This is a genomic window from Pseudomonas sp. B392_1p (assembly GCF_052245235.1).
Taxonomy (GTDB): domain Bacteria; phylum Pseudomonadota; class Gammaproteobacteria; order Pseudomonadales; family Pseudomonadaceae; genus Serpens; species Serpens gallinarum.
This window is the reverse complement of the sequence record NZ_JBQPXM010000005.1, coordinates 168,533-190,517: the sequence shown is the minus strand read 5'-3', so window position 1 is coordinate 190,517 and position 21,985 is coordinate 168,533. Positions and strand designations below refer to the sequence as shown.

Below are 21,985 nucleotides of genomic sequence, written 5' to 3'. Positions count from 1 at the left end.
CCGCTAATAAAGCCTGCGCTCGTTAAATGACCCCAACGGGTCGCCCCGTGGGGCGTAGCGCCTGGTCTTGTCCGTTTCCGCTACAGGTCCGCCAGCGGATGAGGGCCTTCCCAGGTCGCCTGAAAATGGGCCTCGATCACCGCGTCGGGTATTTGCTCCACATCGGGCCAGCGCCAATCGGGTTTGTTGTCCTTGTCGATCAGGCGGGCGCGCACGCCTTCGGCAAATTCCGGATGGCGACAGCAATTCAGGCTCATGGCGTATTCCAGGCGGAACACCTCGGCCAGCGACAGATTCCGGGCACGCTGGATCTGCTGCCACACCAGGTGAGCAGTGAGCGGGCAGCCTTCGGCCAGGGTGCGGGCGGCGCGGGCCAGCAACGGGTCGTCGTCATTGTGCAGCGCCACGATGGCTTGCCAGGCGGCCGGCAGGTCGGGAACATCGAGCAGGGCATCCAGGCGCTCTCGACGCGGCAGCCACTGGGCTGGTGGTAATTGGTCCTGTGCTTCCTGCTCCAGGGATTTGAGCAGACTGAGCAATTGCTGCGCCGGTTGCAGTTGCCAGTTCAGCTGCGTCAGGCCATCGAGCAATTCGGGTTGCTGCCCATCTAGGAGGAAGCGGTCGGCGAGGCCAAGGTCAAGCGCATCGCGGCCATTCAACTGAGCGCCGCTCAAGCCCAGGAACAGGCCGAGCTTGCCGGGCAGCCGGGACAGGAACCAACTGGCACCGACGTCCGGGTACAAGCCGATGCTGATTTCCGGCATGGCCAGTCGCGAACTGGGCGTGACGATACGCATCGCTGCACCCTGCAGCATGCCCATGCCGCCGCCCATCACATAGCCGTGGCCCCAGCAGATCAGCGGCTTGGGGTAGGTGTGCAGGCGATAATCGAGACGGTATTCGTCGGCGAAAAAGCGCATCGCCAAAGTGGGCACTTCGCCGGGTTGCTGGCGGCAGGTCTCGACCAATTGGCGCACGTCGCCGCCTGCGCAAAAGGCCTTGGCGCCGTTGCCGCGCAGCAGCACGCAAGCAATGGCCGGGTCTTCGGCCCAGGCGTGCAGGCGAACATTCAGCGCCTCGATCATTGGCAGGCTCAAGGCATTGAGGCTCTTTTCCGCATCCAGGCTGGCGACGGCGATGCGGAAACCATGCTGGCCGGTGTGTTCTTCGAAATGCACGTTCATACAGCTTCCTGTAAATACCGTTACCCGCTGGGCAGCGGGGCGCAGGGATGTAAAAAAGCGTCATCCATCCCTGCCTGTCTGAAACCCCGTGTGAACGAATCCGCCCTCTATTTGTTGTGCCATTGAGGTTCGCGCTTTTCCAGAAAGGCGTTGACCCCTTCGCGGGTGTCGTCAGCATCGAACAGGTCGATGAAGCGCTCACGTTCTTCGCTCAGCCAGCTGTTGGGCGCGCGTTCGCGGGCGCCCTGAATCAGCGGTTTGATGGCGCGTACCGCGACCGGACTTTGCCGCGCCACTTTGGCGGCGAGCCGCAGGGCAGTGGAGCAGGCTTCGCCGTTTTCCACCACCTGCTCCACCAGGCCGATGCGCAAGGCGGTCTGGGCATCGACGCGTTCGCCACAAAGGATCATGCGTTTGGCCCAGCCTTCGCCGACCAGCCAGGCCAGTGCCTGGGTGCCGCCAGCGCAGGGCAACAGACCCACCGAGGCCTCCGGCAGCGCCAGCTGCGCCTGACTGGCAGCAATGCGGATGTCGCAGGCCAGGGCGCATTCCAGACCGCCGCCCATGGCGTAGCCGTTGATGGCGGCAATCGACACACCGCGAAAGTCGCGCAAGGCTTCGAAGGCTTCGCCAAAGCGCCGGGCCATGTCGCGGGCACGGGCCTTGTCGCCATCGGCGAACAGCTTGAGGTCAGCGCCGGCGCTGAAGAACTTGTCGCCCTGACCGGTGATCACCAGCGCATAAATGTCATCGTCGCGGTTGAGATGCTCGATCAGCAGTTTGAGACCGATCAGCGAGTCGCGGTCCCAGGTATTGGCTGGTGGGTGGTTGATGGTGATCAGGGCGGTGTGGCCGTGCTTTTCCACGGTGAGCTTGTGGGTCAGCTCAACGAGTTCGGACTGATAGGTTTCAACAGCGTGGCTCATGGCTTCGGTGTTCTCCGCGTCAAGGAAGAGTATCTGTCGAGTTACAGCAGGCGATCGAGGGTGCCGCCCTGGGCCAGCAGGCGGCGGGCGATGATCACCCGCATGATTTCGTTGGTGCCTTCGAGGATCTGGTGCACGCGGCTGTCGCGCACCCAGCGCTCCAGCGGATAGTCGTTGAGATAACCATAGCCACCGTGTATTTGCAGGGCCTGGTTGCACACCTCGAAACAGTGGTCGGTGGCGAAGCGCTTGGCCATGGCGCAGTACAGGCTGGCTTCGGGATGATTGTTGTCGAGTCGATGAGCCGCCAGGCGCACCATCTGCCGGCTGGCGGTGAGGTCGGTGAGCATGTCGGCGAGCTTGAATTGCAGGGCCTGGAATCCACTCAACGGTTTGCCGAATTGCTGGCGCTCCTCGACATAGCGCAGGGACTGCTCCAGCGCCGCCTGGGCCGCGCCCAGCGAGCAACTGGCGATGTTGATGCGTCCGCCATCCAGCCCCTTCATGGCATAGATGAAGCCTTCGCCTTCCGGACCAATGCGCTGGCTGGCCGGAATGCGTACGCCTTCAAAGCTGATGCTGCGGGTCGGCTGGGAGCGCCAGCCCATTTTCAGTTCGTTGCGCCCGTACTTCACTCCGGGTGCATCGCCAGCGACCAGAAAGCAGGAAATGCCCTTGGCGCCGCTGTCCCCGCCGGTGCGCGCCATGACGATCAAAACATCGGTGCTGCCCGCCCCGGAGATGAAGCACTTGCTGCCGTCCAGCACATACTCATCGCCATCGCGGCGCGCTCGAGTGCGCAGATGCGCGGCATCCGAACCGGCATCGGGTTCGGTCAGGCAATAGGAGGCCAGCAACTCGCCGCTGATCAGGCGCGGCAGCCAGGCGGCTTTCAGTTCCTCGTCGGCAAAGCGGGCGAGCATCCAGGATGCCATGTTGTGAATGGTCAGGTAGGCGGCGGTCGATACACAGCCGGCGCTCAGTTGCTCGAAGATCAGCGAGGAGGTCAGTCGCGACAGCCCCAGGCCGCCATCCGCCTCGCTCAGGTACAGGCTCAGATAACCCTGAGCAGCGGCACGGCGGATGACCTCGACGGGAAAATAATGATCGCGGTCCCAGTCGGCGGCGTGTGGAGTCAGTTCGTGGCGGGCAAAGGCGCGGGCGCTGTCGATCAGGAGGCGTTGTTCGTCACTCGGTTCGAAGTCCATGGCTTGTCTCACTGAGTTGATGGGTAGCCGAACACGCAATGCCCGGAGGGACTCCATGAGCACGGCGCGTTTCCGAAGATACCTGCAGTTTGTTTTCTGTACAGGTTTACATAGGGAGCGGATGGTAGCGTTGCCAAGTTGCGTTACTTAAGGTGGATGGTCAGGTTCGGGTCGCTTGACGCATCGTCTTCGAACCAGCGCGTGGTCACCGTTTTGGTCTCGCTGTAAAAACGCACCGCCTGCTTGCCATAGGCATGCAGGTCGCCGTAGAACGAACCCCGCCAGCCGGTAAAGGAGAAGAACGGCAACGGCACCGGGATGGGTACGTTGATGCCTACCTGGCCCACTTCCACGGCATGCTGGAAGTGCCGCGCAGCACCGCCGGAGCGGGTAAACAGGCTGGTGCCATTGCCATACGGATTGGCATTGATCAGCTCGATGGCGTCTGCCAGCGTATCCACTTCCAGGCAGATCAATACCGGGCCAAAAATCTCTTCACGGTACAGGCTCATCTGTGACGTGACGCCGCGAAACAGCGTGGGGCCAACCCAGTTGCCGTCGGGAAAGTCGGCCACTGAGCAGTCCGAGCCATCCAGCAGGCACTCGGCACCCTCGGCCTTGCCTGCGGCAATCAGGCGCTGCACACGCTGGCGTGCCTGCGGGCTGATCAGCGGGCCGTAGGCGGCGTTGGCGTCCTGCCAATGACCGGGGCGCAGCTCAGCCATGCGGGCGGCCAGTTCGGGTATCCATTGGCGCGATTCACCGACGAACAGCGCCGCGCTGATGGCCATGCAGCGTTGCCCGGCGGCCCCGCAGCTGGCGCCGATCAGATTGCTCAGCACCTGCTCCTTGTTGGCATCCGGCAGCACCACCAGATGGTTCTTGGCGCCGGCGAATGCTTGCACGCGCTTCAGGTGCTGGGTGCCGATGCGATATACATGCTGGGCCACCGCCACCGAGCCGACGAAGGACAGCGCACGAATCTGCGGGTGAACAAGCAGCGCATCGACCACTTCGCGCCCGCCGTGCAGCACTTGCAGAATGTTCCTGGGCGCGCCGGCTTCAAGAAACAGTTCGGCCAGTCGATTGGGCGTCAGCGGGTCCTGTTCGGACGGTTTGAGGATGAAGCTGTTGCCGCAGGCAATGGCCAGCGGAAACATCCACAGCGGGATCATGGCCGGGAAGTTGAACGGAGTAATGCCGGCGCACACGCCCAATGGTTGTACCCAGCTGGCGGTGTCGATGTCGCGGGCGACGTTTTCCAGGGTTTCGCCCATTAGCAGACTGGCAATGTTGGCCGCATGTTCAACCACCTCGATACCGCGCCAGACATCGCCCTTGGCATCAGCCAGAGTCTTGCCGGTGTCGCGGGCGAGCAATTCGCCCAACTCGTCGTGATGCTCCTTGAGCAGGTGTTGGTAGCGCAGCATAAGGCGGGCGCGTTCGGGCACCGGCGCTTCGCGCCAGGTCTGGAAGGCACGCTGCGCGCTGGCCACCGCCAGTTCTATTTCTTCTGCGGTGGCACTGGGCGCCAGGGCAATGACTTCCTGTGTAGCCGGATCACGAATTTCGATAGGTTCGGCGTCCGCGCTGACGCGCCATTCGCCATCGATCAGTTGGGGAATCACCTTGCTCATTGTGCTGTCTCCGCACCCGCATACTTTTGCCATGAGTATAGGAAGAGGGTAGGCGGTTGCCTTGACTTGAGGGTGGGGCTTATCTAGCGTGCCGGCTTTGTTGACAGCGCAGTGGAGAAACAATGACCAACGATGATCGCATCAAACTGGAAGCGGGCTGGAAGAATGCACTGCGCGAGGAATTCGACAAGCCCTATATGCGCCAGCTGAGCGCGTTCTTGCGGGATGAAAAGAATGCCGGCAAAACGATCTTTCCCGCAGGGGGGCTGATCTTCAACGCGCTGAACTCCACACCCCTCGATCAGGTAAAGGTGGTGATCCTCGGTCAAGATCCCTATCACGGCCCTGGCCAGGCCCATGGACTCTGCTTTTCAGTACAGCCTGGAGTGCCCGCGCCGCCATCCCTGCAGAACATCTACAAAGAGCTTAAGCGCGACCTGAACATCGACATTCCCGGCCATGGCTACCTGCAGCATTGGGCGGATCAGGGGGTGCTGCTGCTCAATACCTCGTTGACGGTCGAGCAGGGGCAGGCCGGCTCGCACGCTAAGGTGGGCTGGCAGACGTTTACCGACAAGGTGATCGAAGTCGTCAGCGCAAGCCGACCACACCTGGTGTTCCTGTTGTGGGGCGCCCATGCGCAGAGCAAGCAGCGCCTGATCGACCCGACCAGGCATCTGATCCTGCGTTCGCCACATCCTTCACCGTTGTCTGCCCATCGAGGCTTCATCGGTAATGGACATTTCAGTCGGGCCAACAAGTATCTGCAACAGAACGGCATGGAGCCGATTGATTGGCGCTTGCCGCCTGTTGCGGTGCAGCAGAGCATGCCGGATTAACGCGCGCCGGTGGTCGCGTTATTGCAGCATGCCCATGGCGGCCAGCGTGGCGTTGCCGAGGTCTTCGTCGGCTTGAACGTCCACACTGGGATCGAGGCCCAGCTTGGCAAACGCGGGTATGTCGGCCCAGTCCAACTGGTTGCAGGCATGGCTGCTGCCCAGGTAGCTCTGCAGTGCTGCTACTTGCACGATGTCGACGTAATCCACCGAGGGTGAGTCGCGGGTGAAGTCCTGCATCTGGCTGGGGACGATGGCAATGTGTGCCGGGAATTCCCAGTGACGCAGGATCCGCTCACCAAGCAGGGGATGAACCCGCTCGATTACATGGTCGAGGCTGGCCGGATCGCCTAGCAGGTCACCGCGCTCTTCGGCGTAGGTCAGGATGGGCAGCACGCCGATCTGATGTACTAGGCCGGCCAGTGTCGCCTGATCGGGCTGCAATTTAGTGAAATGCCGGCAGAGCACATGGCTGATAGCGGCAATCTCGGTACTTTTGCTCCACACCTCACGTAGCTTTTTGTCGACCGCGTCGGTGGTGGCCTGGAACATTTGTTCCATCGCCAGACCGATGGACAGGCTGCAGGTATAGAGGATGCCTAGGCGACCGATGGCCATCTGCAGGTCGGTGATTTCCCGGTTGCTGCGCATCAGGGGGCTGTTCACGACCTTGATCAGGCGGGCGGTCAATGCTGCATCCTGGCCGATCACCTTGCTCAAGCTGAGCGTGCTGATATTGATATCTTCGGCCGCCTCGCGGACCTGGATGGCCACTTCAGGCAGGGTGGGGAGAACCAGTTCGTCCTTTTCTAGGGCCTGGATCAGTTCTTCTTGGACTTTCTCGGCAAGCTTGCTCATGCATTCCTCAGTAGACGAGAAGAGATATTTACTGCTGGATTTCGCGGTCGGCATCCAACTGATAGGGCAAATCACACAACGTCAATGAAGGGCCTTCGGCGGTACCCAGGTGCAGGCGTCCATCCAACAGGGCATCTTCCTGAACCACTGCGAGTAATTCGACATGACCGTCCGCTTGGGCAGCCAGCACCACGTTGCCGACACTGGTGGCATGCACGGGCGAGAACAGTTCCGTGCCGATGTCCGGTACCTGTTCGACCGGCAGGCTGAGGCGATACAGGCGCCGCTTGAGCTTGCCCAGGTACTGCATGCGGGCGACGATTTCCTGCCCGGCGTAGCAGCCTTTCTTGAAGCTCACGCCGCCGACAGCCTGCAGGTTGATCATCTGTGGAATGAACAGCTCGCGGGTGGCGCCGAACACCTGCCCGATACCGGCGCGCACCTGGGCCAGCAGCCACTCATTCAGAGGCGCCTGCGGCAGCTGTTCGGCAAGGCGCGCCTGGATGGTTTGGGCTTGAGCGGCCGGCACCCAGAGTTCGGCACGGCCGTCGCGAAGGCGCAGAGCCAGCAGTTCGTCGGCCTGGGTCAGCGGTTCGGCTCCGTCATTTGGTAGCTCCAGACCCAGTTGGTGCAGGACGGCATCGGCCTGGCTGAGGCCAAAGCGCGACCATTGATCGCTTTCGTCAAGCACTTGTACCTTGGAAAAGACCGCGTATTTTTTCAGGTCCGCGCATTGCGCATCGAGCAGCTCCTGGGCCATGGCCAAAAGGTAGCCATCACCGTGGGGCAGAATGCGAAAGCTCGATTGCATACGCCCTTTGGGCGTGCAGCGCGCGCCTAGGCTGCTGCTCGATACGAGGTAGTTGAGGTTGCAGGTCAGCTGGCCTTGAAGGAATTTGCTGGCATCGGGGCCGCGTACGGCAAGGATGCCTTCATGGGGCAGCGGGCAGAAAAAAGCAGAGTCGGCCATGTCAGTCGCTGATAAAAAGGCAGGGACGACCATCATAGAGCGCAGCGCGAGGCTTGTCAGCGGGTGTCCAGGGCGAGCCGGCTCGTTATACTGCCGCTCTTACGTGAAAGGAGCCTCCCATGGCCGACGATATCGAACTCAACCGACTTTTCTGGCACAGCCGCCGTGGCATGCTGGAGCTGGATGTGCTGCTGGTGCCTTTTGTGCGGGAGGCTTACTCGCACCTAGATGCCGAAGATCAGGCGCGCTATCGCCAACTGCTGGAATGCGAGGACCAGGACATGTTTGGCTGGTTCATGCAGCGCGAAGAGCCTCAGGATCCGGATCTGCGCCGCATCGTGAAAATCATTCTGGACCGTGTCCAACCCAAGTGACGTTTTCGAGTGTCGCTGGCAGCCCTCTGGGAGCTTGCTGGCGGCCTACCTGTTCGCCTGGCTGCTGGCGCTGGTCGCGCTACTGCTTGCCGACCTGCCTGGCGGCTGGGTCGCGCTCGGTGTAATCGCGTGCGGCGGGCATGCCCTATGGGTGCTGCCACGACATATCCTGTTGCGCTCAAGGCACGCGGTGCGCGGGTTGCGTCATGATTCGCGTGGCTGGCAACTGTGGAGCGCACAGGCCGGCTGGCGCCCGGTGCAGCTGCGCCCTGATAGCCTGGCCTTGCCCGTTCTGATCGTCCTGCATTACCGCCTGCCCGGCGAGCGCTGGCGGCGCGGGGTGTGCATTCCCCGCGATGCGTTGGCGCGTGATGATCATCGACGCCTGCGCCTGCGCCTGAAGTTCACTCGACGTAGGTGGGTGGCACCAGAATAGTGTCCCGTGCTTCGGGTAACAGGTGGGGATAATCCAGGGTGTAATGCAACCCGCGGGACTCCTTGCGCTCCATTGCCGACCTGATCATCAGTTCGGCTACCAGGGCCAGGTTGCGCAGCTCGATCAGGTCTCGGCTCACCTTGTAATTACTGTAGAACTCATCGATCTCGTCCAACAGCAGATTGACGCGGTGCTGGGCGCGCAGCAGGCGCTTGGTGGTGCGCACGATGCCCACGTAGTCCCACATGAAACGCCGCAATTCGTCCCAGTTGTGGGCGATGATGACGTCTTCGTCGGAATCGGTCACCTGGCTGGCATCCCAGCTGGGCAGGGTGGTGGGTAACCTGATCTGTTCGAGCTTCTCGAGGATGTCGGCAGCCGCCGAGCGGGCGTACACGAAGCATTCCAGCAGCGAATTACTGGCCAGGCGATTGGCCCCGTGCAATCCGGTGAAGCTGGTTTCGCCAATGGCATAGAGGTTCGGGACATCGGTGTGTCCGCACGAGTCGACCAGCACACCGCCACAGGTGTAGTGCGCAGCCGGGACTACGGGAATCGGCTCGCGAGTGATGTCGATGCCGAACTCCAGGCAGCGTTCGTACACGGTGGGAAAGTGATTCTTGATGAAGTCCGTGGGCCGGTGGCTGATGTCCAGGTATACGCAATCGATACCCAGGCGCTTCATTTCATGGTCGATGGCGCGGGCGACGATATCCCGTGGTGCCAGTTCGGCACGGCTGTCGAAGCGCGGCATGAAACGTTCACCGTTGGGCAGCTTGAGTAGAGCGCCTTCGCCGCGCAGGGCCTCGGTGATCAGGAAATTCTTCGCCCGAGGGTGGTACAGGCACGTTGGGTGAAATTGGTTGAATTCCAGATTGCCGACCCGGCAGCCTGCCCGCCAGGCCATGGCAATGCCGTCTCCGCAAGCGCCATCGGAGTTGCTGGTATACAAATAAACCTTGGCGGCGCCGCCCGTGGCCAACACCGTAAAGCGGGCGCCATAAGTATCCACCTCGCCGCTCTCGCGATTGAGTACATAGGCACCCAGGCAGCGCTGTCCGGACAGACCCAGTTTGTGCTCGGTGATCAGGTCGATGGCCACGCGCTGTTCCAGCAGTTCGATATTCGACCGCTGGCGAGCCTGGTGCAGTAACGTGGTAAAGATGGCCGCGCCGGTGGCATCGGCGGCATGGATGATGCGCCGATGGCTGTGGCCGCCTTCACGGGTCAGGTGAAAGGCGAAGCCATTGTCTTCGCTGTCGGCGCTGCCATCATCGGGAGTGAAGGGTACGCCCTGGTCGATCAGCCATTGGATCGCTTCACGGCTGTGCTGCACGGTGAAGCGAACGGCGTCCTGGCGACACAGTCCGCCGCCGGCGATCAGGGTATCTTCAACATGAGACTCGACGGTGTCGCGGTCATCCAGAACCGCAGCCACTCCGCCCTGGGCATGGAATGTCGAGCCATTGGCCAGCTCACCCTTGCTCAACACTGCAATGCGTAGGTGCGCGGGGAGGGTCAGGGCCAGCGTGAGGCCGGCTGCTCCACTGCCGATTATCAAGACGTCGTGCTGCAAGTGTTGGCGCATGGCTGGGCCTTAGGCGAGATGGCGGTCGCTAGTATATCGAGGGCTGAAACGACAAAATAGTTGTATGGCGTCGCATCGGGTCATGGAACTTTTGCCGACGGCGGCTTTCCATAGAAGGATGCTGGAGACCTGAGCGCATCAGGGCTACAAACAAGAGGCCTTTAGCGAGGGCTCAATATCGCATTTCGTGCAGAGATGACTTTTTATACACGCGCAGGCGCTTTTTGCTTGTGCCACGAATTGATAAACCCTGCACGAAGCTTGCTTGGAGGGGGAGAACTTTTGCGTAACGCTTGGGTCTATCTGTGTAAGCCAGGCCACCAACGAGTGCGGAAGTTCTCCGGGGTCAGAGAGGAGCGTTCATGCTAACCCAGGAGCAGGATCAGCAGCTTGTTGAGCGTGTTCAGCGAGGAGATAGGCGGGCTTTCGATTTGCTTGTGCTGAAGTATCAACACAAGATTTTAGGCCTGATCGTACGGTTCGTGCATGACACTCATGAAGCTCAGGATGTTGCTCAGGAGGCGTTCATAAAAGCCTATCGTGCGCTTGGAAATTTCCGGGGTGACAGCGCCTTTTACACCTGGCTGTACCGCATCGCCATCAATACGGCGAAGAATCACTTGGTTGCTCGCGGTCGGCGGCCACCAGATAACGATGTCAGTGCTGAGGACGCGGAATTCTACGAGGGTGATCATGCCCTCAAGGATATCGAGTCGCCAGAACGCGCCATGTTGCGAGATGAAATCGAAACCACTGTGCATCGAACCATCCAACAATTACCGGAAGATTTGCGCACGGCGCTGACGTTGCGTGAGTTTGATGGCCTGAGTTATGAAGACATAGCCAGTGTCATGCAATGCCCTGTAGGAACCGTACGCTCGCGCATCTTTCGGGCGCGAGAGGTTATCGATAAAGCCTTGCAACCCCTGTTGCATGAACAAGCCTGAGATGGCGGCCAAATGCCAAGAGAGGAAACCATGAATCGTGAGTCTCTGCGGGAATCGCTGTCCGCGGTGATGGATAACGAAGCGGACGAATTGGAATTGCATCGAGTGCTCGCCGCCAGTGACGAGTCCGAGTTGCGAGCCATTTGGTCGCGTTATCAAATCGCGCGCGCTGTCATACATAAGGAACTGCAAGAGCCGCGGCTGGATATCGCAGCGGGTGTGATGGCTGCTTTGGCAGATGAAAAGATGCCAGAGCCGTCTGGGTCTCGGTCGCGCTGGAGCGGACTGGGGCGTCTGGCTATTGCCGCTTCGGTGACGCTGGCCGTCCTTGCAGGCGTGCGCTTTTACAACCAGGACCAGATCACGGGTGCTGAAATGGCGCAGCAAACTGCTCCATCGAATAATCTAATCATTCCGCATGTGCAGGGACCTGCCGTGCTGGCCGGGTATAGCGCCGAGGGTGAGTCCGGAGCTGTAATGGCTGAGCAAGGAGCGCAGCCGAGCTGGCATGACCAGCGTCTGGCCGACTACCTGCGTCAGCATGTACAGCAATCGGGGCGTGGCGAGGAAAGTGCTTTGCCTTCCGCTCGGGCTGCTAGTCTGGAAAATCGCTAAAAAAGGAACCTCATGCGTTTTCTTTCATTTGCGCTTGGAGTCAGTGCGCTGCTTGGGCAATCGGCTTGGGCAGATGCTCAGGATTGGTTGCTACGGCTACAAGCAGCGGAACAACAAACAGGCTTCCATGGAGCCTTCGTTTATGAGCGCAATGGCAGTTTTTCCAGCCATGAAATTTGGCGTCATGTCGCCTCGAACAGCGTTCAGGAACGTATGTTGCAGTTGGATGGCCCCGCTCACGAAACATTGCGTACCAATGGTCGACTCACCTGTATGAATGGCAGCTTGGTCAGTCCATTGATCGAAGAGCGGTGGTCGGTACGCAATCTGGACACGCGCCAGCTTAATCAATGGTATGAGATGCGTGTGGCGGGCAATTCCCGGGTTGCCGGTCGCGCTGCTGTGGTGCTGGCGCTGATACCGCGCGATCAGCATCGCTATGGTTTTGAGCTTCATCTGGATCGCGAAACGGCATTACCGCTCAAGTCGTTGTTGCTCAATGAAAAGGGCCAGCCTTTGGAGCGCTTCCAGTATGTTGAATTCCAGGAAGGTGCATCGTTGGCGATGGTGCAGCCCAGCCAGCAATGCGAGCCGGTGGAAGTTCGCGATTCGCGTCAGCTGTCCGAAAAGTCCTGGCGTTCTGATTGGCTGCCTGCCGGGTTTGTTCTCAATCAGATTGTCGAGCAGCGTGCCTCTGCCGAAGCCGCCCCTGTCGCCTGGCTGATGTACGGCGATGGTTTGGCGCGATTTTCAATTTTCCTCGAGCCATTGGGCGATGCGCAAATCGCCGATGTGCGCAGCCAGTTGGGGCCGACTGCAACTGTCTCGCGCCGCCTTTCCACGGCAAACGGTGATTTGATGGTTACCGTAGTCGGCGAGATTCCTGTCGGCACTGCCGAGCGGATTGCGCTATCGATGCGTTCGGAGTCAGGGAACAGTTCGCAGTGATCGAAGAGCAAGGGCGGGTCGTTGCAGTCGAGCCTGGCGCGGTTTGGGTTGAGACCGTGCGCAAAAGCACCTGTTCCACTTGTTCGGCCAATGCCGGTTGTGGTCAGGGAATGATGGACAAGTTGGGGGTCGGAAGCCGCCGAGGGCATGTGCGGGCTCTCACCGATTTGCAATTGGATGTTGGCGATAGCGTGGCTATTGGCGTACGTGAAGAGCTCTTGTTACGCGGCTCCCTGTTGGTTTATTTATTGCCTTTGCTCAGCCTCTTTCTCTGTGCTTTGTTGGTGCAGGCGCTGGGTGGTTCCGAACCGCACATAATTATGGCCAGTCTGGGCGGATTACTGTGTTCCTGGTTATACATTCGCTGGCGCAGTCGGCGCACGGCGGATGATCCAGCACTGCAGCCTGTCGTGCTGCGTGCTCTGCTCGCAGGCACTTCGAGTGTCTACTGAGCAGTTTTGCTGCTAGCAGGGGAGTCTTATGTCAAAAGTGAAGGTCAAGTCTTATCTGAGTGGTCTGATGGCTATGCTAATGCTGGCCCTGGCAACGGTAGCGCAGGCAGATCTGCCTGACTTTACCGAGCTGGTGGAGCAGGCTGGGCCGGCAGTGGTCAATATCAGCACTCGGCAGAAATTACCGGAGCGTAATCAGGCTGGGCAGCAGTTGATTCCGGATCTGGAAGGCCTGCCACCACTGTTTCGTGAATTCTTTGAACGCAATATTCCACAAATACCGCGCTCGCCCAACGGTCGGCAGCAGGAAGCTCAATCGCTGGGGTCTGGTTTCATCATCTCTGCGGATGGGTATGTGCTGACCAATAACCATGTGGTTGCCGATGCGGATGAAATTCTCGTTCGCATGTCCGATCGCAGTGAGCTGGAAGCCAAGCTGATCGGCGCCGACCCGCGCAGTGATGTTGCGTTGTTGAAAATCGAAGGGCGCAACCTGCCCACGGTCAAGCTGGGCAAGTCTGACAACCTGAAGGTCGGGGAGTGGGTGCTAGCCATTGGCTCACCGTTCGGTTTCGACTATTCGGTGACGGCAGGCATTGTCAGTGCCAAAGGTCGCAGCCTCCCCAATGAAAGTTATGTACCGTTTATCCAAACCGATGTGGCGATCAATCCTGGTAACAGTGGTGGTCCGTTGTTCAATCTGAACGGTGAAGTGGTCGGCATCAATTCACAAATTTTCACCCGGTCTGGCGGCTTCATGGGGTTGTCTTTCGCCATTCCGATTGATGTCGCGATGGACGTGGCCAACCAGTTGAAAGATACCGGCAAGGTCAGCCGTGGCTGGCTAGGCGTGGTGATTCAAGAGGTCAACAAGGACCTGGCTGAATCCTTCGGTCTCGACAAGCCGGCAGGTGCGCTGGTCGCGCAGGTTCTGGAAGAAGGTCCGGCGGCCAAGGGTGGGCTGCGGGTCGGCGATGTAATTCTCACCCTTAATGGACGACAGATCGTCGTGTCGGCCGATCTGCCCCACTTGGTGGGCGGCATCAAGCCTGGTGACAAGGCCAAGCTGGAAGTGGTACGTGACGGCTCGCGAAAGACGCTGGAGGTAGTGATTGGCGCCTTGCCAGAAGAGGGCGAGGAGATTGCCATTGGCACGCCGGGGAGTGGAGTCGAAAGCAGCAGCAATCGGCTCGGTGTCACGGTCGTGGACCTGAACAGCGAGCAGAAAAAAGCGCTGGACCTGCAAGGCGGTGTGCTGATCAAGGAAGTAAGCAACGGCCCGGCCGCGCTGATCGGCCTGCGACCAGGCGATGTCATCACCCACTTGAGCAATCAGGCAATCAAATCCGCTCAGCATTTCACGCAGGTGGCCAAGGAACTGCCAAAGAATCGCTCGGTATCCATGCGTGTGCTGCGTCAGGGTCGCGCCAGCTTTATTACCTTCAAGTTGTCGGAATAGTTTTTGTCTAACCAAAGCAAGGGCGAGCAATCGCCCTTTTTTGTTCGCTGCAGGTAGACGTGACGCTGGGTGCAGCCTTCGGGTAGAATTCCCTGCTATTTCTCGGCGGGAGTTCCCGCAGCCCCTTTCGAGTGTTGATCTGTGAGTGATCTTAGCCACATCCGCAATTTTTCCATCATTGCCCACATTGACCACGGCAAGTCCACCCTGGCCGATCGTTTCATTCAGATGTGCGGCGGCCTGTCCGAGCGCGAAATGGCATCCCAGGTTCTGGACTCCATGGACTTGGAGCGTGAACGCGGCATTACCATCAAAGCGCACAGCGTTACCCTGCATTACACCGCACGGGATGGTAAAACCTATCAGCTGAATTTCATCGACACCCCCGGCCACGTCGACTTCACCTATGAAGTCAGCCGCTCCCTGGCCGCCTGCGAAGGCGCCTTGCTGGTCGTGGACGCGGGCCAAGGTGTCGAAGCGCAATCGGTCGCCAACTGCTACACCGCCATCGAGCAAGGCCTGGAAGTCATGCCGGTGCTCAACAAGATGGACCTGCCCCAGGCCGATCCGGACAAGGTCAAAGACGAAATCGAACATATCATCGGAATCGACGCTACGGATGCCGTGGCCTGCAGCGCCAAGAGCGGCATGGGTGTGGATGATGTGCTGGAGCGTCTGGTAAAGGTGATTCCGCCGCCGCAAGGCGAGATCGACGCACCTTTGCAGGCGTTGATCATTGACTCCTGGTTCGACAACTACCTAGGCGTAGTGTCGCTGGTGCGGGTCAAGCATGGCCGGCTGAAAAAGGGTGACAGGATTCTGGTCAAGTCCACGGGCAAGTTGCACCAGGTGGACAGCGTGGGGGTTTTCAGTCCGAAGCACACCGAAACCGCCGACCTGAAAGCTGGCGAAGTGGGTTTCATCATTGCTGGCATCAAGGATATTCACGGTGCGCCGGTGGGCGATACGCTGACATTGGCTGCCACGCCGGATGTGGCGATGCTGCCTGGCTTCCAGCGCGTCAAGCCGCAGGTGTTCGCCGGCCTGTTTCCAGTCAGCTCCGATGATTTCGAGGCCTTCCGCGAAGCCTTGCAGAAGCTGACCCTTAACGATGCCGCCTTGCAATACGAGCCGGAAAGCTCCGATGCGCTTGGCTTCGGTTTCCGCATTGGCTTCCTCGGCATGCTCCACATGGAAATCATCCAGGAGCGACTGGAGCGCGAGTACAATCTCGATCTGATCACCACCGCACCTACCGTAATATTCGAGGTGGAACTGAAGAGCGGCGAGACGATCTATGTCGACAACCCGTCCAAGCTGCCTGATCCAGCGGCGATCAACGATATGCGCGAGCCCATCGTGCGCGCCAATATCCTTGTCCCGCAGGAGCACTTGGGTAACGTAATTACCCTGTGCATCGAGAAGCGCGGCGTGCAGCGCGACATGCAATTTCTCAGCAGTCAGGTACAAGTCAGCTACGATTTGCCGATGAACGAAGTGGTGCTGGACTTCTTCGATCGCCTGAAATCAGTAAGCCGCGGCTATGCCTCACTGGACTACAGCTTCGATCGCTTCCAATCAGCGAATCTGGTCCGCCTGGATGTGCTGATCAATAGCGAGAAGGTGGATGCCCTGGCGCTAATCGTGCACCGCGACCGTGCCAACCAGAAAGGCCGCGCGCTGACCGAAAAGATGAAAGAGCTGATTCCACGACAGATGTTCGACGTGGCAATCCAGGCAGCCATTGGCGGTCAGGTGGTTGCGCGTACGACCGTGAAGGCGCTGCGCAAGAACGTATTGGCCAAGTGCTATGGCGGCGACGTGAGCCGTAAGCGCAAGCTGCTGGAAAAGCAGAAGGCTGGTAAGAAAAGGATGAAACAGGTCGGCAACGTGGAAATTCCTCAGGAAGCGTTTCTTGCCGTTCTCAAGGTGGATAGCTAAGACCCATGTCGATCAATTTTCCGCTGTTACTGGTCATTGCCGTTGCGGTATGCGGGGCCTTGGCCCTGCTGGATATGCTGGTGCTGGCGCCTCGTCGGCGTGCGGTGATCAGCACCTACCAGGGCCAGTTGCAGGGCGAGCCTGATCCTCAGGTGGTTGAGAAACTCAGCAAGGAGCCCATGCTGGTCGAATACGGAAAATCACTGTTTCCGGTGTTAGCCATTGTGCTGGTATTGCGCTCATTTTTGGTTGAGCCCTTCCAGATTCCGTCTGGCTCGATGAAGCCGACGTTGGAAGTGGGTGATTTTATTCTGGTCAACAAATTCGCTTACGGCATCCGTCTGCCTGTGCTGGATACCAAGGTGATCGATATTGGTGATCCGCAGCGCGGCGATGTGATGGTATTCCGCTACCCCAGCGATCCGAATATCAACTATATCAAGCGAGTTGTGGGATTGCCGGGTGACACGGTGCGCTACAGCAGTGAAAAGCGCTTGTTCATCAATGGCGAGCCGGTAGCTGAGAAATGGCTGGGCGAAGAGCCGGGCACCTTGGGCAACGCTGGGCTCTATCAGGAAAAGCTGGGCGCTGCCGAGCATATGATTCGCAAGGAAATGGGGCGGTATCGCATCGAACCCAGCCGCGAATGGACTGTGCCGGATGGCCATTATTTCATGATGGGCGATAACCGCGACAACTCCAACGACAGCCGTTACTGGAACGATACGGCCCTTGCTGTGGAATTGCGTGGCATGGTTCCCGACCGCAATATCGTCGGCAAGGCCTTTGCTGTGTGGCTTAGTTGGCCTGAGCCCAAGGGCGGCAACCTGCCCAACCTCTCTCGTGTCGGCCTGATCCATTGAATTTGTGCGGTACCGTGCAATACGGTATCGCCCGCTTTATATAGGCTTGGCTGCCGATAATTCCGACATGAGGTCGATTCATGACGTTCTCGCATTCGCAGAAAGGACTTTCGCTGCTGAGCTGGATGGTAGTACTGGCAGTGGTGGCGTTTATTGCCAGCACTGCGTTCAAGGTCATCCCGCATTATCTCGACAATCTGTCGATGGAAAAAATCATAGCCTCGGTCGAGACTGATCAGGCGGCAGATATTCGTACCGTGGGCGATTTTTACCGGCATGTCAGCAAAGGCATGCAAGTAAACAACATTCGCGACCTGGACATGGACAAAGCACTGACCGTGCGGGTGGAAAATAACCAGTTCCATGCTCGGTTGAAATATGAAAAGCGCGAACCGTTGATTGATAGTCTCGATCTTGTGGTTCACTTCGATAAAGAATTTCGCGTAAGAATCCCGTGAGCTCACCTTTAAGCCGTCTCGAGCGTCAGCTCGGCTACACCTTCATCAATCAGGATCTGATGGTCCTGGCACTGACACACCGCAGCTTTGCCGGTCGCAACAACGAGCGTCTGGAATTTCTCGGCGATGCCATCCTCAATTTCGTGGCAGGTGAGGCGCTGTTCGAGCGCTTTCCTCAGGCACGCGAGGGACAGCTTTCCCGGCTGCGCTCCCGCCTGGTCAAGGGCGAGACCCTAGCCTTGTTGGCACGTGGCTTCGAGCTGGGCGAATACCTGCGCCTGGGGTCGGGAGAGCTGAAAAGCGGCGGTTATCGGCGCGACTCTATTCTGGCCGATGCGGTCGAAGCATTGATCGGCGCGATTTACCTGGATGCCGGCATGGAGCCGGCGCGCGAGCGCGTGCTGGCCTGGCTGGATGCTGAGATTGAAAGCCTGACGCTGGTGGATACCAACAAGGATCCCAAGACCCGGCTACAGGAGTTTCTGCAATCGCGCGGCTGTGAACTGCCTCAATATGAGGTGGTGGATATACAAGGTGATCCGCACTGCCGGACGTTCTTCGTCGAGTGCCGGATCAGTCTGCTGAATGACAAGACCCGCGGGCAGGGCGCCAGTCGGAGGATCGCCGAGCAGGTATCCGCCGCCGCTGCGCTGATTGCCCTGGGCGTGGAGAATGCTCATGACTGATATCAGTCGCTGCGGTTACGTGGCCATCGTCGGTCGCCCCAACGTGGGCAAGTCCACGCTGCTCAACCATATTCTCGGCCAGAAGCTGGCGATCACTTCGCGCAAGCCGCAGACCACACGCCACAACATGCTCGGAATCAAGACCGAGGGCGCGGTGCAGGCGATTTACGTCGATACCCCCGGCCTGCACAAGAACAACGAGAAAGCGCTAAACCGCTTTATGAACAAGAGTGCGGCCTCTGCGCTCAAGGACGTGGATGTCGTGGTGTTCGTGGTCGACCGTACGCGCTGGACCGACGAAGATCAGTTGGTACTGGACCGTGTGCAGTATGTCCAGGGCCCGCTGATCATCGCCGTCAACAAGGCCGACCGTATGGAAGACAAGGCCGAACTGCTGCCGCATTTGCAGTGGCTGACCGAGCAATTGCCCAACGCTGAGGTCGTACCGGTTTCGGCCTTGCACGGGCACAATCTGGACACCCTGGAGCGTCTGGTGGCCGAGCACCTGCCCGAGAACGAGCATTTCTTTCCGGAAGACCAGATCACTGACCGCTCCAGCCGCTTCCTGGCCGCCGAGCTGGTGCGCGAGAAAATCATGCGTCAGCTAGGCGCCGAGTTGCCCTACCAGATCACCGTGGAGATCGAAGAGTTCAAGCAGGAAGGGCGCATTCTGCATATCCATGCGCTGATTCTGGTGGAGCGTGACGGGCAGAAGAAAATTCTCATTGGAGAGAAAGGCGAGCGGATCAAGCAGATCGGCCAGGACGCGCGCAAGGACATGGAGGTGCTGTTCGACTCCAAGGTCATGCTTAACTTGTGGGTCAAGGTGAAGGGCGGCTGGTCCGATGATGAGCGAGCCCTGCATTCGCTCGGTTACCGAGAACAGTGATGTGAGCGGCGCCGGGCAAGCCAACGTCCCAAGGGTTGCCCGGGCTGTCAACCCCTGATGCTTGCCTTTGTCCTGCACGCCCGTGCTTACAAGGAAACCAGCGCTCTGGTGGACCTGTTTACCCCAGAGGGTCGTCTGCGGGCCGTGCTGCGCGGCGCTCGAAGCAAGTCCGGCAGTCAGGCGCGGCCCTTTTTACCCTTGGATATCGAGTTGCGCGGGCGCGGCGAACTCAAGACCGTGGCACGATTGGAGTCGGCAGGCGTTCCGAACCTGCTACACGGCGATGCACTGTTCAGCGGGCTTTACCTGAATGAATTGCTGATTCGTCTGTTGCCGATGCAAGACCCTCATCCAATCATCTTCGAGCACTATGCCCTGACTCTTCAGGCCCTGGCCGCCGGCCATGCGCTGCAACCCCTGCTACGCGCATTCGAGTGGCGCTTGCTTGAGCAGCTTGGCTATGGCTTTGCCCTGGACCTCGATCGTCACGGCCAACCCATAGAAGCCGAAGCCTATTATCGCTTGAAGCCGGAGGCAGGCCTGGAGCGTACAGTTGAATTCCAGCCCGGCGTGTTCCATGGTCACGATCTGCTGGCCATGGCCGCCGTTGACTGGAATGACCCTGCAGTGCTGGCGGCTGCCAAACGCCTGATGCGTCAGGCGCTCGCCCCACATTTGGGCGGCCGACCACTGGTCAGCCGCGAGTTGTTCATGAATATCAAGGAGCCTCCTCGTGTCTGACAATCAGCGCATTCTGCTTGGTGTGAATATCGATCATGTGGCGACCTTGCGTCAGGCACGCGGGACGCGCTATCCGGATCCGGTCAAGGCCGCACTGGACGCCGAAGAAGCCGGTGCCGATGGCATTACCGTGCACCTTCGTGAAGACCGGCGGCACATTCAGGACCGCGACGTGCTCCTGCTCAAGGAGTGCCTGCAAACCCGCATGAACTTCGAGATGGGGGTGACCGAGGCAATGCTGGCATTTGCCGAGCGCATCCGTCCGGAGCATATCTGCCTGGTGCCGGAAACCCGTCAAGAATTGACCACCGAGGGTGGCCTCGAAGTGGTTGGCCAAGAGGAGCGAATTGGGGATGCGGTGGCCATGCTGGCCGAACTGGGCAGTGAAGTGTCGCTGTTCATCGATGCCGACGCCCGGCAGATCGAAGCGGCTGCCCGCATCGGCGCACCGGCCATCGAGTTGCACACTGGGCGCTATGCCGATGCCACCACACCCGCCGAAATGGCCTTGGAGCTGGAGCGGATTCGTCAGGGCGTAGCATTGGGACGCCGGCTAGGGCTTATCGTCAATGCCGGGCATGGTCTGCATTACCACAATGTACACGACGTGGCGGCAATCCCGGGAATCAACGAACTCAACATCGGTCATGCGATTGTCGCTCATGCCTTGTTCGTCGGTTTCAAGCCGGCGGTTCAGGAAATGAAAGCGCTGATTCTCGCTGCTGCAGCGCACCGTTAATTTCTCAAGTAAAGCGAACTGTGGAGCCAGCCTTAGGTATCGGTCGAGGCTACGAGTGGTGTGGATTGCGGATCGACGTAAGCCTGCGGCTGGCTTTCCTGGGTATCGATGATGATGCGGTCGCGCCCGGTGCTTTTGGCCTGATAAAGGCAGCGGTCGGCGCGCTGTAGCCAACTGGTCCAGGGCTCACACGACTGCAAGACGGCGCCACCCATGGATACGGTAACCGGTCCACCGGGACCCAGCAGACCGCTGCGGACCTGTTGATGCAACTGTGCGGCAGCACTTTGCAAGCCGCTGAGCTCGGTGTCCTGCAGAAGCAGGAGAAACTCCTCGCCACCAAAGCGGTAGAGCAGGTCTTCCTGACGGGATGAGCGTTTGATCAAGCGGACAAAGTCGATCAAGACCTGATCCCCGGCAGGGTGGCCAAAACGGTCGTTGATCTGTTTGAAATGATCCAGGTCCATGACGAGCAGTGCTTGCGGTTTACCGTGGCGACGTTTGCGTGAGGCAGCGATTTTCAGATCTGTATCCATCGCCCGGCGATTACGGGCGCCGGTCAGCCCGTCCTGGATGGCAAGAACCTGCAATTGTTCGCGCTGAAGCTGAGTGCGATAGGCAAATATCAGGGTCAGGATGCACGCCATCAGGCTGGTGACCAGGAAAGAGCCCATCTGGTAGTAACTTTCGAAGACGGTACCCGGTTGCCACAGTGAATGGCCGATCAGGCCGGCCAACACCAGCAGGGTGGCAATGCTGGCTTTGCCTGGCGAAACCATGAAGAAGTTGAACAGGATCAAGGGATAGATCCAGAACAGGCCATTCACACCCAGATTGATGGCGATCAGCGTGGCCAGACAGGTAAATACGCAGCACACGTAGAGGCCTGCCTTGGTCGTATTGCCGGTTACCCAGGCAAATATGACGGCGGCCACGGTCGACAGGACAATCACAAGGTCAGAGATTCCAACCAGATAATTGCCCTCCAACAGGCGGTATACGGCGTAGGGCGAAATCCCCAAAACACCGAATAGGCCCATCAGACTGATGATCGAAAGCTGAAAATCAGTGCGCAAGCGCTGTAAAAAGCGTGCAAAAAATCGATCCATGTTTTTTTATATCGAGCTTTTGCATCAAGGATGCCGCGCTTCGCCTGGCCTCGCAATGCTTGCTACTAGCCGTGTGCTATTAGTGGCTTATCAGGCAGCTCGAATTGAGCGATGCGCCACA

General features: G+C 59.2%; 23 protein-coding genes. 15 read left to right on the top strand and 8 right to left on the bottom strand.

Going from position 1 to position 21,985, the window contains the following annotated elements; translation table 11 throughout:
* Positions 1 to 80 precede the first annotated feature (80 nt).
* The 4 genes from ACTV8E_RS09485 to ACTV8E_RS09470 form a co-directional block, all read right to left on the bottom strand.
* On the bottom strand, positions 81 to 1,184 hold the full coding sequence (locus ACTV8E_RS09485) for an enoyl-CoA hydratase/isomerase family protein (protein WP_443199309.1): 1,104 nt from the start codon (positions 1,182 to 1,184) through the stop codon (positions 81 to 83).
* A 107-nt stretch (positions 1,185 to 1,291) separates the two neighbouring features.
* Positions 1,292 to 2,110, bottom strand: a complete 819-nt coding sequence (locus ACTV8E_RS09480; protein ID WP_443199308.1) for an enoyl-CoA hydratase — start codon at positions 2,108 to 2,110, stop codon at positions 1,292 to 1,294.
* A 41-nt stretch (positions 2,111 to 2,151) separates the two neighbouring features.
* Positions 2,152 to 3,318, bottom strand: a complete 1,167-nt coding sequence (locus ACTV8E_RS09475; RefSeq protein WP_443199307.1) for an isobutyryl-CoA dehydrogenase — start codon at positions 3,316 to 3,318, stop codon at positions 2,152 to 2,154.
* A 143-nt stretch (positions 3,319 to 3,461) separates the two neighbouring features.
* Positions 3,462 to 4,955 carry a CoA-acylating methylmalonate-semialdehyde dehydrogenase gene (locus tag ACTV8E_RS09470; RefSeq protein ID WP_443199306.1) on the bottom strand — a complete coding sequence of 498 codons (1,494 nt, stop codon included), beginning with the start codon at positions 4,953 to 4,955 and terminating at the stop codon, positions 3,462 to 3,464.
* A gap of 122 nt (positions 4,956 to 5,077) precedes the next feature.
* Between ACTV8E_RS09470 and ung the strand changes: the two genes are divergently transcribed.
* Positions 5,078 to 5,794 carry a uracil-DNA glycosylase gene (gene ung / locus ACTV8E_RS09465; protein WP_251835023.1) on the top strand — a complete coding sequence of 239 codons (717 nt, stop codon included), beginning with the start codon at positions 5,078 to 5,080 and terminating at the stop codon, positions 5,792 to 5,794.
* Between the two features lie 18 nt (positions 5,795 to 5,812).
* Here ung and ACTV8E_RS09460 read toward each other — a convergent pair whose 3' ends face one another.
* Positions 5,813 to 6,649, bottom strand: a complete 837-nt coding sequence (locus tag ACTV8E_RS09460; RefSeq protein WP_251835024.1) for an HDOD domain-containing protein — start codon at positions 6,647 to 6,649, stop codon at positions 5,813 to 5,815.
* A 28-nt stretch (positions 6,650 to 6,677) separates the two neighbouring features.
* On the bottom strand, positions 6,678 to 7,619 hold the full coding sequence (gene ygfZ, locus ACTV8E_RS09455) for a CAF17-like 4Fe-4S cluster assembly/insertion protein YgfZ (RefSeq protein ID WP_443199305.1): 942 nt from the start codon (positions 7,617 to 7,619) through the stop codon (positions 6,678 to 6,680).
* A gap of 119 nt (positions 7,620 to 7,738) precedes the next feature.
* Between ygfZ and ACTV8E_RS09450 the strand changes: the two genes are divergently transcribed.
* Both ACTV8E_RS09450 and ACTV8E_RS09445 read left to right on the top strand, forming a co-directional pair.
* Positions 7,739 to 7,993 carry an FAD assembly factor SdhE gene (locus tag ACTV8E_RS09450; RefSeq protein ID WP_443199304.1) on the top strand — a complete coding sequence of 85 codons (255 nt, stop codon included), beginning with the start codon at positions 7,739 to 7,741 and terminating at the stop codon, positions 7,991 to 7,993.
* A complete protein-coding gene (locus tag ACTV8E_RS09445; protein WP_251835027.1) occupies positions 7,977 to 8,429 on the top strand; it encodes a protein YgfX in 453 nt (150 codons plus the stop codon). Before ACTV8E_RS09450 ends, ACTV8E_RS09445 begins: the two co-directional genes overlap by 17 nt.
* Here ACTV8E_RS09445 and nadB read toward each other — a convergent pair.
* Complete coding sequence (gene nadB, locus ACTV8E_RS09440) at positions 8,398 to 10,017, bottom strand: L-aspartate oxidase (protein ID WP_443199303.1); 1,620 nt, start codon at positions 10,015 to 10,017, stop codon at positions 8,398 to 8,400. The genes ACTV8E_RS09445 and nadB overlap by 32 nt on opposite strands.
* 362 nt (positions 10,018 to 10,379) lie before the next feature.
* Here nadB and rpoE point away from each other — a divergent pair, with 362 nt between their 5' ends.
* The 12 genes from rpoE to pdxJ all read left to right on the top strand — a co-directional run bounded on the left by rpoE (position 10,380) and on the right by pdxJ (position 20,755).
* Entirely contained in the window at positions 10,380 to 10,964 is a 585-nt protein-coding gene (rpoE, locus tag ACTV8E_RS09435) for an RNA polymerase sigma factor RpoE (RefSeq protein WP_251835029.1), read from the top strand.
* Positions 10,965 to 10,994: 30 nt separating this feature from the next.
* Complete coding sequence (locus tag ACTV8E_RS09430; RefSeq protein WP_251835030.1) at positions 10,995 to 11,579, top strand: sigma-E factor negative regulatory protein; 585 nt, start codon at positions 10,995 to 10,997, stop codon at positions 11,577 to 11,579.
* A gap of 12 nt (positions 11,580 to 11,591) precedes the next feature.
* On the top strand, positions 11,592 to 12,527 hold the full coding sequence (locus ACTV8E_RS09425; protein ID WP_251835031.1) for a MucB/RseB C-terminal domain-containing protein: 936 nt from the start codon (positions 11,592 to 11,594) through the stop codon (positions 12,525 to 12,527).
* Entirely contained in the window at positions 12,524 to 12,979 is a 456-nt protein-coding gene (locus ACTV8E_RS09420) for a SoxR reducing system RseC family protein (RefSeq protein WP_443199302.1), read from the top strand. Before ACTV8E_RS09425 ends, ACTV8E_RS09420 begins: the two co-directional genes overlap by 4 nt.
* A 28-nt stretch (positions 12,980 to 13,007) precedes the next feature.
* Entirely contained in the window at positions 13,008 to 14,438 is a 1,431-nt protein-coding gene (locus tag ACTV8E_RS09415; protein WP_443199301.1) for a DegQ family serine endoprotease, read from the top strand.
* 141 nt (positions 14,439 to 14,579) lie between these two features.
* Positions 14,580 to 16,379, top strand: a complete 1,800-nt coding sequence (gene lepA, locus ACTV8E_RS09410) for a translation elongation factor 4 (RefSeq protein WP_443199300.1) — start codon at positions 14,580 to 14,582, stop codon at positions 16,377 to 16,379.
* Positions 16,380 to 16,384: 5 nt separating this feature from the next.
* Complete coding sequence (gene lepB, locus ACTV8E_RS09405; RefSeq protein ID WP_251835035.1) at positions 16,385 to 17,242, top strand: signal peptidase I; 858 nt, start codon at positions 16,385 to 16,387, stop codon at positions 17,240 to 17,242.
* Between the two features lie 80 nt (positions 17,243 to 17,322).
* Positions 17,323 to 17,700 (top strand): DUF4845 domain-containing protein, encoded by a 378-nt coding sequence (locus tag ACTV8E_RS09400; protein ID WP_251835036.1) that lies wholly within the window; start codon positions 17,323 to 17,325, stop codon positions 17,698 to 17,700.
* Positions 17,697 to 18,386 (top strand): ribonuclease III, encoded by a 690-nt coding sequence (gene rnc / locus ACTV8E_RS09395; RefSeq protein ID WP_251835037.1) that lies wholly within the window; start codon positions 17,697 to 17,699, stop codon positions 18,384 to 18,386. Before ACTV8E_RS09400 ends, rnc begins: the two co-directional genes overlap by 4 nt.
* Positions 18,379 to 19,275 (top strand): GTPase Era, encoded by an 897-nt coding sequence (era, locus tag ACTV8E_RS09390; RefSeq protein ID WP_251835038.1) that lies wholly within the window; start codon positions 18,379 to 18,381, stop codon positions 19,273 to 19,275. The genes rnc and era overlap by 8 nt, the downstream gene beginning before the upstream one ends.
* Before the next feature lie 57 nt (positions 19,276 to 19,332).
* Positions 19,333 to 20,016 (top strand): DNA repair protein RecO, encoded by a 684-nt coding sequence (gene recO, locus ACTV8E_RS09385; protein WP_443199299.1) that lies wholly within the window; start codon positions 19,333 to 19,335, stop codon positions 20,014 to 20,016.
* Complete coding sequence (gene pdxJ / locus ACTV8E_RS09380; protein WP_443199298.1) at positions 20,009 to 20,755, top strand: pyridoxine 5'-phosphate synthase; 747 nt, start codon at positions 20,009 to 20,011, stop codon at positions 20,753 to 20,755. Before recO ends, pdxJ begins: the two co-directional genes overlap by 8 nt.
* Before the next feature lie 32 nt (positions 20,756 to 20,787).
* Here the strand turns inward: pdxJ and ACTV8E_RS09375 are convergent, their stop codons facing one another.
* The gene (locus ACTV8E_RS09375) at positions 20,788 to 21,864 is read right to left on the bottom strand and encodes a GGDEF domain-containing protein (RefSeq protein ID WP_443199297.1); all 1,077 of its coding nucleotides are present in this window, start codon (positions 21,862 to 21,864) and stop codon (positions 20,788 to 20,790) included.
* Positions 21,865 to 21,985: the final 121 nt, after the last annotated feature.

What these genes read in the sequence shown, in the direction of transcription:
- ACTV8E_RS09485 (WP_443199309.1), bottom strand. Translation starts at nt 1,184, where the DNA reads ATGAACGTGCATTTCGAAGAACACACCGGCCAGCATGGTTTCCGCATC.
- ACTV8E_RS09480 (WP_443199308.1), bottom strand. Translation starts at nt 2,110, where the DNA reads ATGAGCCACGCTGTTGAAACCTATCAGTCCGAACTCGTTGAGCTGACC.
- ACTV8E_RS09475 (WP_443199307.1), bottom strand. Translation starts at nt 3,318, where the DNA reads ATGGACTTCGAACCGAGTGACGAACAACGCCTCCTGATCGACAGCGCC.
- ACTV8E_RS09470 (WP_443199306.1), bottom strand. Translation starts at nt 4,955, where the DNA reads ATGAGCAAGGTGATTCCCCAACTGATCGATGGCGAATGGCGCGTCAGC.
- ung (WP_251835023.1), top strand. Translation starts at nt 5,078, where the DNA reads ATGACCAACGATGATCGCATCAAACTGGAAGCGGGCTGGAAGAATGCA.
- ACTV8E_RS09460 (WP_251835024.1), bottom strand. Translation starts at nt 6,649, where the DNA reads ATGAGCAAGCTTGCCGAGAAAGTCCAAGAAGAACTGATCCAGGCCCTA.
- ygfZ (WP_443199305.1), bottom strand. Translation starts at nt 7,619, where the DNA reads ATGGCCGACTCTGCTTTTTTCTGCCCGCTGCCCCATGAAGGCATCCTT.
- ACTV8E_RS09450 (WP_443199304.1), top strand. Translation starts at nt 7,739, where the DNA reads ATGGCCGACGATATCGAACTCAACCGACTTTTCTGGCACAGCCGCCGT.
- nadB (WP_443199303.1), bottom strand. Translation starts at nt 10,017, where the DNA reads ATGCGCCAACACTTGCAGCACGACGTCTTGATAATCGGCAGTGGAGCA.
- rpoE (WP_251835029.1), top strand. Translation starts at nt 10,380, where the DNA reads ATGCTAACCCAGGAGCAGGATCAGCAGCTTGTTGAGCGTGTTCAGCGA.
- ACTV8E_RS09430 (WP_251835030.1), top strand. Translation starts at nt 10,995, where the DNA reads ATGAATCGTGAGTCTCTGCGGGAATCGCTGTCCGCGGTGATGGATAAC.
- ACTV8E_RS09425 (WP_251835031.1), top strand. Translation starts at nt 11,592, where the DNA reads ATGCGTTTTCTTTCATTTGCGCTTGGAGTCAGTGCGCTGCTTGGGCAA.
- ACTV8E_RS09415 (WP_443199301.1), top strand. Translation starts at nt 13,008, where the DNA reads ATGTCAAAAGTGAAGGTCAAGTCTTATCTGAGTGGTCTGATGGCTATG.
- lepB (WP_251835035.1), top strand. Translation starts at nt 16,385, where the DNA reads ATGTCGATCAATTTTCCGCTGTTACTGGTCATTGCCGTTGCGGTATGC.
- ACTV8E_RS09400 (WP_251835036.1), top strand. Translation starts at nt 17,323, where the DNA reads ATGACGTTCTCGCATTCGCAGAAAGGACTTTCGCTGCTGAGCTGGATG.
- era (WP_251835038.1), top strand. Translation starts at nt 18,379, where the DNA reads ATGACTGATATCAGTCGCTGCGGTTACGTGGCCATCGTCGGTCGCCCC.
- recO (WP_443199299.1), top strand. Translation starts at nt 19,333, where the DNA reads ATGCTTGCCTTTGTCCTGCACGCCCGTGCTTACAAGGAAACCAGCGCT.
- ACTV8E_RS09375 (WP_443199297.1), bottom strand. Translation starts at nt 21,864, where the DNA reads ATGGATCGATTTTTTGCACGCTTTTTACAGCGCTTGCGCACTGATTTT.